General features: G+C 46.0%; 13 protein-coding genes. 2 read left to right on the top strand and 11 right to left on the bottom strand.

Going from position 1 to position 12,818, the window contains the following annotated elements:
* Positions 1–58: 58 nt before the first annotated feature.
* The 5 genes from LSG37_RS04670 to rplU all read right to left on the bottom strand — a co-directional run bounded on the left by LSG37_RS04670 (position 59) and on the right by rplU (position 2,949).
* Positions 59–439, bottom strand: coding sequence for a DUF3718 domain-containing protein (locus LSG37_RS04670; RefSeq protein WP_233078771.1), 381 nt, complete (start codon positions 437–439; stop codon positions 59–61).
* Positions 440–516: 77 nt separating this feature from the next.
* Entirely contained in the window at positions 517–1,005 is a 489-nt protein-coding gene (folA, locus tag LSG37_RS04665) for a type 3 dihydrofolate reductase (RefSeq protein ID WP_233078770.1), read from the bottom strand.
* Positions 1,006–1,012: 7 nt separating this feature from the next.
* Positions 1,013–2,173, bottom strand: coding sequence for an Obg family GTPase CgtA (cgtA, locus tag LSG37_RS04660; protein ID WP_233078769.1), 1,161 nt, complete (start codon positions 2,171–2,173; stop codon positions 1,013–1,015).
* A 191-nt stretch (positions 2,174–2,364) separates the two neighbouring features.
* The gene (rpmA, locus tag LSG37_RS04655; protein ID WP_008899665.1) at positions 2,365–2,622 is read right to left on the bottom strand and encodes a 50S ribosomal protein L27; all 258 of its coding nucleotides are present in this window, start codon (positions 2,620–2,622) and stop codon (positions 2,365–2,367) included.
* A gap of 18 nt (positions 2,623–2,640) precedes the next feature.
* Positions 2,641–2,949 carry a 50S ribosomal protein L21 gene (rplU, locus tag LSG37_RS04650; RefSeq protein ID WP_008899666.1) on the bottom strand — a complete coding sequence of 103 codons (309 nt, stop codon included), beginning with the start codon at positions 2,947–2,949 and terminating at the stop codon, positions 2,641–2,643.
* A 207-nt stretch (positions 2,950–3,156) separates the two neighbouring features.
* On the opposite strand from rplU, the gene ispB reads away from it, so the two are divergent.
* Positions 3,157–4,128 (top strand): octaprenyl diphosphate synthase, encoded by a 972-nt coding sequence (gene ispB, locus LSG37_RS04645; protein ID WP_233078768.1) that lies wholly within the window; start codon positions 3,157–3,159, stop codon positions 4,126–4,128.
* A gap of 116 nt (positions 4,129–4,244) precedes the next feature.
* Here ispB and mdh read toward each other — a convergent pair whose 3' ends face one another.
* Positions 4,245–5,186: a malate dehydrogenase gene (gene mdh, locus LSG37_RS04640; RefSeq protein WP_233078767.1), complete on the bottom strand. Its 942-nt coding sequence runs from the start codon at positions 5,184–5,186 to the stop codon at positions 4,245–4,247.
* A 188-nt stretch (positions 5,187–5,374) separates the two neighbouring features.
* On the opposite strand from mdh, the gene argR reads away from it, so the two are divergent.
* On the top strand, positions 5,375–5,842 hold the full coding sequence (gene argR / locus LSG37_RS04635) for a transcriptional regulator ArgR (protein WP_233078766.1): 468 nt from the start codon (positions 5,375–5,377) through the stop codon (positions 5,840–5,842).
* On the opposite strand, the gene LSG37_RS04630 is transcribed toward argR, so the two are convergent.
* The 5 genes from LSG37_RS04630 to acnB form a co-directional block, all read right to left on the bottom strand.
* Positions 5,825–6,748 (bottom strand): Dyp-type peroxidase, encoded by a 924-nt coding sequence (locus LSG37_RS04630; protein ID WP_233078765.1) that lies wholly within the window; start codon positions 6,746–6,748, stop codon positions 5,825–5,827. The two genes, argR and LSG37_RS04630, sit on opposite strands and share 18 nt — an antisense overlap.
* A 1,027-nt stretch (positions 6,749–7,775) precedes the next feature.
* Positions 7,776–9,047, bottom strand: a complete 1,272-nt coding sequence (locus LSG37_RS04625; RefSeq protein WP_233078764.1) for an ammonium transporter — start codon at positions 9,045–9,047, stop codon at positions 7,776–7,778.
* Positions 9,048–9,057: 10 nt separating this feature from the next.
* On the bottom strand, positions 9,058–9,396 hold the full coding sequence (gene glnK, locus LSG37_RS04620; protein ID WP_008899672.1) for a P-II family nitrogen regulator: 339 nt from the start codon (positions 9,394–9,396) through the stop codon (positions 9,058–9,060).
* 181 nt (positions 9,397–9,577) lie between these two features.
* Positions 9,578–9,952, bottom strand: coding sequence for a YacL family protein (locus LSG37_RS04615; RefSeq protein WP_233078763.1), 375 nt, complete (start codon positions 9,950–9,952; stop codon positions 9,578–9,580).
* Positions 9,953–10,065: 113 nt separating this feature from the next.
* Positions 10,066–12,663, bottom strand: coding sequence for a bifunctional aconitate hydratase 2/2-methylisocitrate dehydratase (gene acnB / locus LSG37_RS04610; protein WP_233078762.1), 2,598 nt, complete (start codon positions 12,661–12,663; stop codon positions 10,066–10,068).
* Between the last annotated feature and the right edge of the window lie 155 nt (positions 12,664–12,818).

Raw genomic sequence — 12,818 nt, 5'->3', positions numbered from 1 at the left:
ATCACATGTAAAAAATCCGCCAGATGGCGGATTTTTTTATGCTTGTCGAGTAAGTGAATTACTCAGCGCCACCCGCTCGCTCTTTTAATACTGCCAACAAAGGAGAGGCTGCAAAGCCGTTGCCTTCAGCCCAGGCAATATCACCTGACGCCGCAACCTGAGCTGCTGGCAGCTGTTTCACAATAAACTCACCCACATCAGCTGCATTACTTTTTATCGCAAACCGAACTAAACTGTCACCGTTGCACGTCACACCATCATAGATGTTACGAAGACGCAGACGGTAGTCACTTAATACTTTCCGTAGTCTATTCTTATCGTCAGCCTTGACATAGTCACACATCGAAGCTGCTAACTGGTCGTCAGCATGCACCACCGGGGACACTAATACTGCACCTGCCACCACTACACCACAGAACACTGCTGGCAACAATTTCATACATTACTCCTGAAGCAGTCAAAAAACAGACAAATCCATAGTAACAACATGTGACAACAGGTGCAATGAAGACTTGTTCATTCTCTGTTCAGGGTGCGGAACTGATAAAAATAGGGGTTTTTAGGATCGGGAGTATGTTGTTCTAATGCAGACTGATTCCAGCTTGCTTCAGCCAGATAATCAGGGAAAAAGGCATCGCCTTCTACCGTCAAATCTATGTCAGTAATATAGAGAGTGTCAGCTAAAGGCAGCACCTGACGGTAAATCTCTGCACCGCCTATGACCATCACTTCAGCTTCGTGCTGGACTAAAGCCAGTGCTTGCTCAATGCTTTGCACCCAGTCTGCATCAGTACTGAGTGCTCCGCTCTGCCGACTAATAACAATATTACGTCGTCCGGGCAGGGCCTTACCTATAGATTGATAAGTTTTGCGACCCATAATCACCGGCTTGCCTAAAGTCACTTTTTTAAAGTGCTTCAGATCAGCCGGTAAATGCCAGGGCATCTGGTTGTCTTTGCCAATTACCCTGTTATTGGCCATAGCCGCTATCATTGCAATCCGCATTGTCACCTCAGCGCTTATAAATTACTTCGACGTCGTAATCGTCTTCATCGAAATCATCATCTTCATCGTCCAGGTCGTCCGCTACAGCCAATACGTCCTGATGATAATCATCCCATTTGAAGTTTACGGCGTCTTCAATCTGCTCTCTTGGCTTTTCAACAGGCAGCAATTCAATATAATTCAGGATGTCAGCAGCTAAACGTTCAGTGTTAGTGCGGCTGGCAGCTGCGATTCTATGCACCTCGCCTTCCCAGTTGATGGCTTTAGTGACACGCTCAATCACCTCTTCCAGCTCATCTTCTAACACTAAATCCAGTTTATTGAAGACTAACCAACGTGGTTTGTTGGCTAACTTGTCGCTGTATTTATCTAATTCTTTTAAAATAGTCACAGCATTTTCAGCCGGATCAGAACCATCGGCAGGCAGCACATCAACAACGTGCAATAATAAGCGGCAACGTTCTAAGTGTTTTAAGAATTGAATACCTAAACCAGCGCCTTCTGCAGCACCTTCAATCAGGCCTGGAATATCGGCAATCACAAAAGAGCGGTGACTTTCAACCCGCACTACGCCCAGGTTAGGAACCAGTGTAGTAAAAGGATAATCAGCTACTTTCGGCTTGGCAGAAGATACAGCACGGATTAGAGTCGACTTACCTGCATTCGGCAGGCCTAATAAGCCTACATCAGCTAATAATAGCAATTCTAAGCGGATATTACGTACTTCACCTGGCGTACCATTGGTTTTTTTACGTGGCGCTCTGTTGGTGCTACTAGTAAAACGGGCGTTACCCAAACCATGCCAGCCGCCTTTAGCAATCATCAGCTTCTGACCATTTTTGGTCAAATCGCCAATAACTTCTGCAGTGTCTATATCCACAGCACGCGTGCCTACCGGCACACGTAAAATCATGTCATCACCACGTTTACCGGTACAGTTGGTACTCATACCATTCTGACCACGTTCAGCCTGATGATACTTTTCAAACTGATAGTCCACCAAAGTATTCAGGTTGGTGTCTGCCATTAAATAAACATCGCCACCATCACCACCGTCACCACCATTTGGGCCACCTTTGGCGACAAACTTTTCGCGACGGAAACTGACAATACCGTTGCCGCCATCGCCGGCTTCAACCCGAATTTCTGCTTCATCTACGAATTTCATCTGGACTATCCTGATCTTAAAAAACTATGGGCTCATTATACTATCAATTCTGCCCTGGCATGAATGCCTGGCTAGGGTCTGATGAATTGAAAGCAACAAAACTGACATTCAGTATGCTGAACTATCAGGCTTTGATCGATTCTTAATAAAAAAGCCCCGCACTAGGCGGGGCTTTTCGAATCAATGCGTCGTTATTCGCTAACGATGCTTACGAACTTGCGATTGTGCTCGCCTTTCGTTTCGAATTGCACTTTACCGTCAGTTAAGGCGAATAATGTGTGGTCTTTACCGATACCAACATTACTACCAGCGTGGAACTTAGTACCACGTTGACGAACGATGATGTTGCCAGCTAACACTGACTCACCACCAAAACGTTTCACACCTAAGCGTTTCGCTTCTGAATCGCGACCGTTACGAGTGCTACCTACACCTTTTTTACTTGCCATGAGTAGTTACTCCTTCGATTACGCGCTGATGCCGGTAATTTTCACTTCTGTAAACCACTGGCGGTGACCAGCTTGTTTACGGTAGTGCTTACGACGACGGAATTTGACGATTTTAACTTTATCGCCACGGCCATGGTTGACCACTTCCGCTGTTACTTTACTGCCTTCAACTAAAGGAGTACCGATCTTGATGTCTTCGCCATTAGCGATCATCAGAGCTGAAAATTCAATAGTTGCGCCGGTTTCTAAGTCTAGTTTTTCTAGACGAAGGGTTTGCCCTTCCGTTACACGGTGCTGTTTACCACCACTTTGGAAAACCGCGTACATAGTTAACTCCGTACAAATCACGCCGACTTTTAAGGGCGTGTTAATTATAATCACAGGGCGCGAATTGTACGCAATTTCCCCTACCCTCGCAAGCAGAATTATTAAAAAGATCAGTGAGCAACAAAAAGGATCGGGTTTTGCTTTAGCTGATCAGCTGCAATGGTGTAGAATCAGCCACATTCTATACCTAAGCAGTTGTTTTACCAGATGACGCTCGAAGAGATCCGCCAGCTCAGTCTTAATGACATGACGGCCGTGAACCAACATATATTCTCTCAGCTTAGTTCTGAGGTGGCGCTGATTAATCAGCTTGGCATCTATATAGTCAATAGTGGCGGCAAACGCTTGCGCCCATTGTTAGCTGTACTAGCTGCGCGTGCGCTGGGTTATGAAGGCCAACAACACATTACTCTCGCCACTATAGTGGAATTCATTCACACCGCCACTTTGCTTCATGACGACGTTGTGGATGAATCCATGCTGCGCCGTGGGAAAGAGACTGCCAATGCTGTATTTGGTAATCAAGCCAGTGTGTTAGTCGGTGACTTCCTTTATACACGAGCGTTTCAGTTAATGGTGTCGCTGGATAAAATGCAGATAATGCAAATCCTGGCCGATGCAACCAATATCATAGCGGAAGGCGAAGTGTTGCAGTTGATGAACGTCAACGACCCGGAAACGTCCGAACAAAACTATATGCAGGTGATTTACTGCAAAACTGCCAAATTATTTGAAGCCGCTACCCAGCTTGCAGCTATTCTGGCAAATCAGCCTGAATCTGTAGTGAATGCGATGAAACTCTATGGCATGCACTTGGGCACAGCTTTCCAGCTAATTGACGATGTACTGGATTATCAGGCTGATGCGGATGAGCTCGGTAAAAACATTGGTGACGATTTAGCAGAAGGTAAACCTACCCTACCTCTAATTTATGCGCTGCGTCATACAAGTGGTGAAGATCAACAACTGCTGAAAGATGCGATTGAACATGCCAACGGTATGCAGCATCTGGAACGTATCATGACGATTCTGGAGCAAACCAAGGCTTTTGCTTACACCAGAGAAATGGCTGAACAAGAAGCTGAAAAAGCCCGCCAAGCGATCGCCTTTTTACCAGAATCTGGTTATAAAGACGCCTTGCTAACGTTGGCTGATATCGCAGTACAGCGAAATCATTAAAAACTGCTGCTCACACCAAAGCTGGTCGCAACAACGTTCCTGACAGTTGCGACCTACCGTCCCTCCATGGACATAAAAGCCAGCAATCAGCTGGCTTTTTTCTTACTCGAACAGTCTTAGTTTGCGTTAGCAACAAACTCTTCGCCTAACGTGATGTCAGCTTTTAACGTGCCTAACATGTCGTTCATGGCTTTTTGCTCGTACGCACTTAACTCGCCGATAGGTAACAGTGCTTCAACACCATTTTTACCTAATACGATAGGTTGTGCGAAGAAACGGGCATGTTCACCCTGACCTTCAACATAAGCGTATTCAGAGACTTTTTCGCCCTGTAAGCCTTTGACTAAAGACACACAGAAACGTGCAGCAGCCTGCCCCATAGACAGAGTTGCAGATCCGCCACCAGCTTTAGCTTCAACCACTTCAGTACCAGCGTTCTGGATACGGTAAGTTAATGAAGACACTTCTTCATCTGTGAAAGTAACATCTTTCACCTGAGACAGCAGAGGCAGAATAGTAGTGCCGCTGTGGCCACCGATCACAGGAACAATGATTTCAGCAGGGTTTTTGCCTTTTAATTCAGCAACAAAAGTCTCAGCACGGATCACGTCCAGTGTAGTGACACCAAATAAACGCTTAGGATCATAAGTGCCTGCTTTTTTGAACACTTCAGCAGCAATAGCTACAGTAGTATTCACAGGGTTAGTGATCACACCCACTAAAGCTTTAGGGCAGTTCACAACAATGGCTTCAGCCAAAGTTTTCACTACACCAGCGTTAATGTTAAACAAATCAGAGCGGTCCATACCTGGTTTACGAGGCATACCAGCTGGGATCATGACGATATCTGCACCAATCAGCGCTTTATCCAGGTCTTCTTTACCAAAACCTGTAATCTTCACCGCTGTAGGGATATGACTTAAATCTACAGCAACACCTGGTGTCACTGGCGCTAAATCGTACAAAGCTAAATCAGTACCGGCAGGTAAGTTTAACTTTAATAATAAAGACAGCGCCTGACCTATACCACCAGCAGCACCTAATACGGCAACTTTCATGCTATTCTCCCAATTTACGGTTCAAAATAAACGCGCCAACAATACTGAAATGTGGCACAAAATACAAATCACTTACGCCTAAAGTCTAAGCATTTTATCTGATTTTGGTGTAATTTACTTGCTGAACCACAGTATTAGTCCAAGTTCGGTCAAGACGGCCGGAAAAACAAAAAGTTTAAGCAAAAATGATGACTAAACAATCGAAACAAGAAGCACTGATCCAGGCCTTTAAATCCCTGCTAAAAGAAGAGCGTTTTGGCTCACAAAGCGATATTGTGGATGCACTGAAAGCGGATGGCTTTGACAACATCAGCCAATCTAAAGTGTCCCGGATGTTGAGCAAATACGGAGCAGTAAGAACACGCAACGCCAAACAAGAGATGGTGTACTGTTTACCGCCTGAACTTGGCGTACCTACCACCAAAAGTCCATTGCGACAGTTAGTGCTGGATATAGAACATAACGATGTGATGATTATTATCCGTACCAGCCCTGGCGCTGCTCAGCTAATAGCCCGTTTATTGGATTCTGTTGGTAAAGCCGAAGGCGTGTTGGGCACGATAGCTGGTGATGACACCATTTTTATCGCACCTACCAGTGTTAAAAATATCAACTTCACCTTAAATAAGGTGACTGAGCTATTTGAAAAGGTCTGAACCGGCTTGTTCTTCCAGAAAATTGATAGAGGGGGCAAAAAAAGCCGCCCCCGCTTCAATCTGACAATAGTCCAACAGCAAATCTGCATTGTCAGTGCCTAAGCCTAAGCGGTTCACTAACCAGAGCGGTATATCCACAGCATTCGCAGAAAAACCTACAGCAATCATACCTTGCGAACGAATATCAGCTACCGGCATATTTTGCCATAAGATCTGTTTACGCCCGGACTCATTCTCTAATGCCGTTTTATCAGCATGAGAATTTGCCTGACGCTGTGCTGAGGCCAACAACTGACCATCCAATTTGTTTCGTCCCATCACGGCTTCTTGTTGTGGCATAGTTAATTGTTGCCAGCGCTGTAAGTCATATTGATAGCGCAACATATACACATAGCTGCCAGCACTCATATGGCTTTTGGGTTCATTGCTTATCAGCGCACACAAACGTCGTTGTTTGCCTTTGGGATTATCTGGGGCGTCATGAAACCCGGTCAGACTGCGGCCATCCAGATAACGAAATGCATGCACTTGTTCGTACAAGTCCACATGCTGCTGCAGTAAATGGTAAATTTGCTGGGTAGCAATATGAATGACATCAAAACGATCGGCACGAATTTGGATCAGCAAATCCGGTGCAACTACAGGTAAGCCTGCAAGATTGTCCGCAAAATCAGGCCAAGCTTCTGGTTGTTGCTCTGGATATAAATGGAGCCAGTAGTTTTGCCCTATCGCCACAACCACATTCAGCATTGCCTCAGAAAATTGATCCGATAAGCGCTCCGCCAACATAGGAACTTTAGCTAACTGCAAGCGTACATGATGCTCATGACCATCTAAGGCATTCAGCAGTACATAACAACAATGCAAATTCGCTTCGGCACAAATGCCTGATTGTTCCCGGGCCATAACCATCTCATTAAAATTAAGGGTAAGCGATCATACCAATTCGGCTGGTATTGGTCAGTAGTTTTCACATCAGTCAGCAACAGGTAGACAATTGCCCTGTATCTTTGTGAGATATATCTCACAAATCAGTAAGCCAATGTAGTTTTTATTGCAGGCAACACTCCAATAACAAATATCTAAGCATATGATTAGCAATGAAATAAATCTAAAAAAGCACAGATTACAATAATGTTTCACTACAAGTATTTAACAAACAAGGTCCTTTTCCGGTGATAAATGTACGATAATTATTTCGTCGCTGGATGTGACGGCTCAACAAGATGTTTAGCAGGACAAGCTACATGATGTAGCAGCAGGACGCGTGGATACCAAAGGATTGTGCAGGGTAGCACAAGGATGAACAGGACAGGCTCAGGATTGAGCATACATCTTCAGGATGAAGATACAAGGAAAAGGACTCTGCCGGAGGCAGATGGTACTCTCAGGATGAGAGTTAGATGGAGAAGGATGCTGCGGGGATGCAGTCGGATTGTTCAGGATGAACACAGGGATGATCCATCAGGGATAGTGGTTGGAAGGACGCCACCAAGTTTTAGGGGCCGCGAAGTTCGCGGCCCGTCTTATTTTCAGAGCAACCGCTTTTATTTACTTGCTAGCTTACCCCCTCACACATGCACCATCTCAAAGCATTTCTTGCGCCACTCTGAGGCAATTTAGAGTTTTCGCACTAACAATAATGTTGTTTTTTTCACCAGCCCTCTTTTCCTGTTTGAAAACAGCTGTTAGATTACCTGCGTTCTTTGCAAAATGATTTGGCGACTGCACTAAAACGGCGCACAGGTCCGTGGCTAAGACCACAAGAAAAAACCCCGGAAGCTTACGCAGCCGGGGTTGTCTGATAAAGACAAAGGACAAGGATAGACGAATTTGGTGGTACGAGTTTAGTTGCCAAGACCAATTGCTACTTGCGTAGCGGCTGGCTTGGCAACCAGCTCCTGAGAAGCCCCACCGGCTCTCCCCAGGCTGCCTACTTTACTGTCGATACAAATTCAGGATAGGCTTCTACACCGCACTCTGAACGATCAACACCTTCATATTCTTCCTGCTCTGTGACACGGATACCCACTGTCATCTTCAGAGCAAACCACACTATAGAGCTGGCAACAAAAACCCAGACGAAAATAGTAGCAGCACCAGCCAGTTGACCCATTAATGAAGCCGACTCTTTGGTCAGAGGAACAATCAATAATCCAAATAAACCTACTGTACCGTGCACAGAAATAGCACCTACAGGGTCATCAATTTTTAACTTGTCTAAGGCCAGGATAGAACCAACCACTAACACACCGGCTATAGCACCGAAGATAGACGCTTCTAATGGTGTTGGTGTAGAAGGTTCTGCAGTGATAGCCACTAAACCCGCTAAAGCGCCGTTTAACGCCATAGTTAAGTCAGCCTTTTTGAATAGCAGCATAGACAAGCCGATTGCAGCAATAGTTCCGGCAGCAGCAGCAGCATTGGTATTTAAGAACACCACAGCTACCGCATTGGCGTTAGCAATATCACCTAACTTCAGTACTGAACCACCGTTAAAACCGAACCAGCCTAACCACAGAATTAACGTACCTAAAGCAGCCAGTGGCATATTGGAACCAGGGAACGCGTGAGCCTTACCGTCTTTACCATATTTGCCTTTACGGGCACCCAGCAGCAACACACCAGCTAAAGCCGCAGCAGCACCTGCCAAATGCACTATGCCTGACCCTGCGAAGTCAGAGAAACCTAAGTCACCTAAGCTGTATAAACCGAACACAGACTGGCCACCCCAAGTCCACGAACCTTCCATTGGGTAAATCACACCTGTCATCAGCACAGCAAAAGTCAGGAAAGCCCACAACTTCATGCGTTCAGCCACGGCACCAGATACGATGGACATTGCTGTTGCAACAAACACGACTTGAAAGAAGAAATCTGAAGCTTTGGAATAAATCGCTTTACCTTCAAAACCATTTTCACGTTCAGCGAAACTGGTTAAGGTCTGAGCCACATCCACTTCACCAATACCTGATAAGAAGTAACCACCGCCGTACATCAGCTGGTAACCGCAGACCAGATACATCACACATGATACTGAGTACAACACCACGTTTTTGGTCAAAATTTCCGTGGTATTTTTTGCTCTGACTAAACCAGCTTCCAGCATAGAGAAGCCAGCTGCCATCCACATCACTAAAGCGCCGCACACCAAAAAGTAGAAGGTGTCCATTGCAAACTGTAAATGATAAATTTGTTCCTGCATGATTTACCCCTTAGATGGCTTCTGAGTCCATTTCACCAGTGCGAATACGCACTACTTGTTCCAGATCATAAACGAAGATTTTTCCGTCACCGATGCGGCCTGTATGTGCAGCTTTTTGGATCACTTCCAATAAACGCTCGACGTTTTCATCCAATACCGCGATCTCCAGTTTTACCTTAGGTAAAAAGTCGACCTGATATTCCGCTCCCCGGTAGAGTTCTGTATGACCTTTCTGACGACCGAAGCCTTTCACTTCTGTCACAGTAAGACCTTCAATACCGATGTCCGCAATGGCTTCACGGACATCGTCAAGCTTGAATGGCTTGATGATGGCACATACGAGTTTCATGGTTATTATCCTTATGGTGTCTTGTTGCATTTGCCAATAAGACAAGAAAACCTTGTGCCAAGATTTATAATTGTTATTTTTCAATGGCTTACTGAATTAATTTTTAAATGCTCAAAAAAAACGCACCAATAAGGTGCGTTTATTCACTGCCAGAGTGCAGCTGATGGGTAAAAAAACTAAATCAGGCCGGCAAAAATTGCTGCCATTGCTGCACTAAATGCAGCAGATCTTCCAGGCCACATTCGGCATAAAGCTGGCTTTGGTCCAACTCCAAATCCTGCTCTGGATCCAACTCCATTTGAGGACTTCCTTCCTGCAACAATGCGTAATGACAAATCACCACTTCAGCAGCCTGTACAGTCAGACGATACTCTTTGCCATCCCATTGATACTGACTCTGTGCATTCAGCTGTTGTAGCTGTGTTAACAGAGGCTGATATGCACTTGCCTTAGGCTCAAACTCATCCAATAAGAAACACTGCAGCGCCAGCTGCTCAGAACTTAACTTCAGGCTGTAGCGTTTAGCGTCAGTGTTGTAGATAAAATCGAATTCCATCACTCATTCCAGCGTCATCGTCGCAACAACGTTCCCGACAGTTGCGACATACCGTCCCCCCATGGACATAAAAAGGCCCGCTTAGCGGGCCTCTGGCATCAGGTTAAAACGAATTACACAGCTTGCTGAATAATCACGTTAGCCGCTTTGCTGGTGTACTGGCTCATCTGATGGAAATTCAGGTAGCGATAAGTATCCGCAGCCGTGGTTTCGATCTGTTTAGCGTACTCCAGGTACTCAGGCACTGTTGGCAGACGACCGATAATAGCAGACACAGCAGCTAATTCAGCAGAAGCCAGATAGACGTTAGCGCCCTGACCTAAACGGTTCGGGAAGTTACGGGTAGAGGTTGATACCACTGTGGTATTGTCGCCTACACGAGCCTGGTTACCCATACATAATGAGCAGCCTGGGATCTCAATACGGGCGCCAACGCGACCGTAAATACCGTAATAACCTTCTTCAGTCAGCTGATCTTTATCCATCTTAGTTGGCGGAGCTATCCACAGACGGGTTGGGATCTGGCCTTTGAACTTGTCTAACAGTTTACCAGCTGCACGGAAGTGGCCGATGTTGGTCATACAAGAACCGATAAAGACTTCATCAATTTTGTCGCCTGCCACTTGTGACAATAAACGGGCATCATCCGGGTCATTTGGTGCACACAGGATTGGCTCTTTAATGTCAGCCAGATCGATTTCGATGATGGCCGCATATTCAGCGTCAGCATCAGCACGTTCCAGTTTTGGATCCGCTAACCAGGCTTGCATCGCCTGAACACGACGTTCAATAGTACGCACATCGCCGTAGCCTTCGCTCAGCATCCACTTTAACATCACGATGTTTGATTCTAAGTATTCAGCGACTGAAGCTTCAGACAAAGTGATAGTACAACCTGCAGCTGAACGTTCAGCTGATGCGTCAGACAATTCAAAGGCTTGTTCAGCAGTTAAATGCTCCAGACCTTCAATCTCTAACACACGACCAGAGAAAATGTTGACCTTGCCTTTCTTCTCAACAGTCAGCAAGCCCTGCTTGATGCCGTAATAAGGAATCGCATGCACTAAATCACGTAAGGTGATACCAGGCTGCATTTCACCTTTAAAACGCACCAGTACAGACTCAGGCATATCCAGTGGCATAACACCAGTAGCAGCAGCAAAAGCCACTAAACCAGAACCTGCCGGGAAAGAAATGCCGATAGGGAAACGGGTGTGAGAGTCACCACCAGTGCCTACAGTGTCTGGTAACAACATACGGTTTAACCAGCTGTGGATTACGCCATCACCAGGGCGTAAAGAGATACCACCACGGTTCATAATGAAATCTGGCAGCGTGTGGTGCGTGTTCACGTCAACCGGCTTAGGATAAGCGGCGGTGTGACAGAACGACTGCATCACTAAATCAGCAGAGAAACCTAAACAAGCTAAGTCTTTTAACTCATCACGAGTCATAGGACCTGTGGTGTCCTGTGAGCCGACTGTGGTCATTTTTGGTTCACAGTATTGGCCTGGGCGAATACCTTTCACGCCACATGCTTTACCGACCAGCTTCTGGGCTAAAGTGAAACCTTTGTTGGTCACTTCAGTCACTGCAGGACGTTCAAACACTGTAGAGTGCGGTAAACCTAAAGCTTCACGGGCTTTGTCCGTTAAACCACGACCGATGATCAGAGGAATACGGCCACCGGCACGCACTTCATCGAGCAACACGTTCGAGCGCAGTTCAAAAGTAGAGATTACTTCATCAGTACCATGGCGTTTAACCACGCCCTGATGTGGGAAAATGTCGATTACATCGCCCATGTTCATGGTCGACACATCTAATTCGATAGGCAGTGAACCTGAGTCTTCCATAGTATTGAAGAAAATAGGTGCAATTTTGCTACCTAAACACACGCCACCTGTGCGCTTGTTTGGCACGAATGGGATGTCTTCACCCATAAACCACAGCACAGAGTTAGTCGCTGATTTACGGCTTGAACCAGTACCAACCACATCGCCGACGTAAGCCAGTGGGAAACCTTTGGCGATCAGCGCTTCGATTTGCTTGACCGGGCCTTTTGAACCAGGTGCATCAGGCTCGATACCATCACGCACGTTTTTCAGCATAGCTAAAGCGTGCAGAGGAATATCAGGGCGTGACCATGCATCCGGAGCTGGTGATAAATCGTCAGTGTTGGTTTCGCCTGTGACTTTAAACACAGTCACAGTGATTTTTTCAGGGATAGCAGGTTTGCTGGTATACCACTCGGCATCAGCCCAGCTTTGTAATACAGCTTTGGCGTGTGCATTGCCCGCGTCTGCTTTTTCTTTCACGTCATGGAAAGAATCAAACATCAGTAAGGTATGAGATAAACCTTTCGCTGCTAAAGCCGCTAATTTTGGGTTATCCAGCAAGTCGATCATTGGCTGGATATTGTAGCCACCAAACATGGTGCCTAATAATTCAGTTGCACGCTCTGCAGTGACTAAAGGGCTTGTTACTTCGCCTTTAGCGACAGCAGTTAAAAAGCCGGCTTTGACATAAGCAGCTTCGTCCACGCCTGGCGGAATACGGTTTTCTAACAAATCAACTAAGAATTCGCCTTCACCCGCTGGTGGGTTTTTCAGTAAGTCAGTTAACGACGCCACTTGTTGCGCATTCAGTGGCAACGGAGGAATGCCTTGAGCCGCACGTTCGGCCACATGTTCACGGTATTGTTGAAGCACAGTAATGTCCTCTGGTTAGGTCGCCACAGAGTACTGTATCAGTACCGCAGCGATAGACAGGAATCTCGAACAGGCTGGATTATAAGAAAAAATCGCCTGAATTGACACCTGAGTATAAGCAAGCAAGCTTATAGTCGCTATAACTTTCGTGAATA

The sequence above is a fragment of the Rheinheimera soli genome, assembly GCF_021290985.1.
GTDB classification, from domain to species: domain Bacteria; phylum Pseudomonadota; class Gammaproteobacteria; order Enterobacterales; family Alteromonadaceae; genus Pararheinheimera; species Pararheinheimera soli.
Note: the sequence above shows the minus strand (reverse complement) of the source record. Positions and strands in the feature narration are given on the sequence as shown.

What these genes read in the sequence shown, in the direction of transcription:
- LSG37_RS04670 (WP_233078771.1), bottom strand. Translation starts at nt 439, where the DNA reads ATGAAATTGTTGCCAGCAGTGTTCTGTGGTGTAGTGGTGGCAGGTGCA.
- folA (WP_233078770.1), bottom strand. Translation starts at nt 1,005, where the DNA reads ATGCGGATTGCAATGATAGCGGCTATGGCCAATAACAGGGTAATTGGC.
- cgtA (WP_233078769.1), bottom strand. Translation starts at nt 2,173, where the DNA reads ATGAAATTCGTAGATGAAGCAGAAATTCGGGTTGAAGCCGGCGATGGC.
- rpmA (WP_008899665.1), bottom strand. Translation starts at nt 2,622, where the DNA reads ATGGCAAGTAAAAAAGGTGTAGGTAGCACTCGTAACGGTCGCGATTCA.
- rplU (WP_008899666.1), bottom strand. Translation starts at nt 2,949, where the DNA reads ATGTACGCGGTTTTCCAAAGTGGTGGTAAACAGCACCGTGTAACGGAA.
- ispB (WP_233078768.1), top strand. Translation starts at nt 3,157, where the DNA reads ATGACGCTCGAAGAGATCCGCCAGCTCAGTCTTAATGACATGACGGCC.
- mdh (WP_233078767.1), bottom strand. Translation starts at nt 5,186, where the DNA reads ATGAAAGTTGCCGTATTAGGTGCTGCTGGTGGTATAGGTCAGGCGCTG.
- argR (WP_233078766.1), top strand. Translation starts at nt 5,375, where the DNA reads ATGACTAAACAATCGAAACAAGAAGCACTGATCCAGGCCTTTAAATCC.
- LSG37_RS04630 (WP_233078765.1), bottom strand. Translation starts at nt 6,748, where the DNA reads ATGGCCCGGGAACAATCAGGCATTTGTGCCGAAGCGAATTTGCATTGT.
- LSG37_RS04625 (WP_233078764.1), bottom strand. Translation starts at nt 9,047, where the DNA reads ATGCAGGAACAAATTTATCATTTACAGTTTGCAATGGACACCTTCTAC.
- glnK (WP_008899672.1), bottom strand. Translation starts at nt 9,396, where the DNA reads ATGAAACTCGTATGTGCCATCATCAAGCCATTCAAGCTTGACGATGTC.
- LSG37_RS04615 (WP_233078763.1), bottom strand. Translation starts at nt 9,952, where the DNA reads ATGGAATTCGATTTTATCTACAACACTGACGCTAAACGCTACAGCCTG.